The sequence below is a fragment of the Streptomyces sp. NH27 genome (assembly GCF_056859195.1).
Map to the genome: position 1 here is coordinate 1 of NZ_JACEGK010000846.1, position 1,898 is coordinate 1,898.

Here is a 1,898-nt window from a genome sequence, read left to right on the forward strand (position 1 = left end):
CTGCATGACCTGCTTGAAGACCGGGCCGCAGATGTCGCCGCCGAAGTAACTGCCCTTCGTCGGGTTCTGGATCACGCAGGAGATCGTCACCCGCGGCTTGTCGGCCGGCGCGAAGCCGAGGAAGGAGGAGGTGTAGCCCTTGTAGCGGCCGGTCGCCGGGTCCACCCGGTTGGCCGTACCGGTCTTGCCGGCCACCCGGTAGCCGTCGATACGGGCGTTGATACCGGTGCCCTGCTCGCTGCCGACCACCGACTCCAGCATCTGCGAGACGGTCCTGGCGGTCTTCTCCGACACCACCCGGTTCGTCTTCGGGGCGGCGGCGGGCACGAACCGGCCGTCGGGGCCGGTGGTGCCGCGGATCAGGCTGGGCTCGATCCGTACGCCGCCGTTGGCGATCGTGGAGTAGACCGAGGTGGCCTGGAGCGCGTTGACCGACAGGCCCTGGCCGAAGGGGATGGTGTACTGCTGCGAGGCGTTCCAGTCCTGGGGTTTGGCGAGGATGCCGGGGGTCTCCCCGGGGAAGCCGATGCCGGTGGGCCGGCCGATGCCGAACTTCCGCAGGTAGGAGTAGAGCACCTGGTTGGCCCGCGGCTGGGTCTTGCCGAGCTGGCCGCTGGCCTCGATGGTGCCGATGTTGCTGGACTTGGCGAGCACCCCGTTGAGGGTGAGGTACCAGGTCCCGTGGTCGACGTCGTCGTGGAAGATCCGGTCGGCGCGCGGCAGGGTGCCGGGCACGGTGACGCGGGTGGTGGGGGTGGCCGCGCCGGTGTCGATGATCGCGGACATGGACATCAACTTGCTGACGCTGCCCGGCTCGTAGGCGTCCTGCATCGCCGCGTTGCCCAGCGCGCCGGAGTTGGCGTGCGCCAGGTCGTTGGGGTCAAAACCGGGCGCGTCGGCCATCGCGAGCACCTGGCCGGTCCTGGGGTCCTGCACGATGACGTAGCCGCGGTCCGCCTTGGACTTCTGCACCTGCTTGGTGATGGCGCTCTGGGCGGCCCACTGGATGTCGCGGTCGAGGGTGAGCTGCACGTCGGTGCCGGGCACGGCGGGCTGCTCCTGGCTGCCGGCGGTGGGCACCTGGCGGCCGGCGGACTGGGCGTAGCGGATCTTGCCGTTCTTCCCGGCGAGTTCCTTGTCGAGCATGGACTCCAGGCCGTCGGCGCCCTGCCCCTGGCTGTTGACGAAGCCGATGACGCCCGCGGCCAGGTCGCCGGCCGGGTAGACCCGCTTGGAGTGCGGCACGTGGAAGATCCCGGCGAGCACGTTGGCGCCCTGACCGGTGCCGGCCTTGGCGGCGAGCGTGGACTTGAGGTCCTGGATCTGGTTCCACGCCTGCGGGGACTGCTGCTGGGCGATGATCTGGTAGCGGGACTTGGGGGTGGCGAGCTGCTGGGCGATCTTCGTGGCATCGCCGCCGACGATCGGCGCGAGCAGCTGCGCGGCCTGCTGCGGCGCGTCGTTCACCTTCGCCTGCGCGGGGGTGAACAGGTACGGGTCCGCGGTGATGTCGAAGGCGTCCACGGTGGTCGCCAGGTCCACGCCGGAGCGGTCGGTGATGGTGCCGCGGTCGGCGGTGACCTCGTGGGTGACCCAGCGGTTGACGGCCGCCTTGGCGGCGTACGCGGAGGCGTCGACCGCCTGCACCTGGAGCAGCCGCACCACGAACACGGACATCACCAGCGTCAGCACCACCCCGACCAGCCGCAGCCGCGGGCGGACCGCGCCGAGGCGTACCGCCCGTGGGCCGCCCGGCTGCGGCGGGCGCGGGCGAGGTGAACGGGTCGCGGGGCGCGAGGGGCGGGCGCGCCGGGGGCCGGGGGTGCCCGCGGCGCGGGACGCGCGGGAATCTCCGGAACCGCCGGAGCCTGCGGAGCCGCCGGGGCGCGGTACGCGGG

General features: G+C 72.0%; 1 protein-coding gene. It reads right to left on the bottom strand.

What is annotated here, in order from left to right; translation table 11 throughout:
- The coding region (locus AC13HU_RS36430; RefSeq protein ID WP_483046282.1) for a peptidoglycan D,D-transpeptidase FtsI family protein at positions 1-1,898 on the bottom strand (1,898 nt) is incomplete at both ends.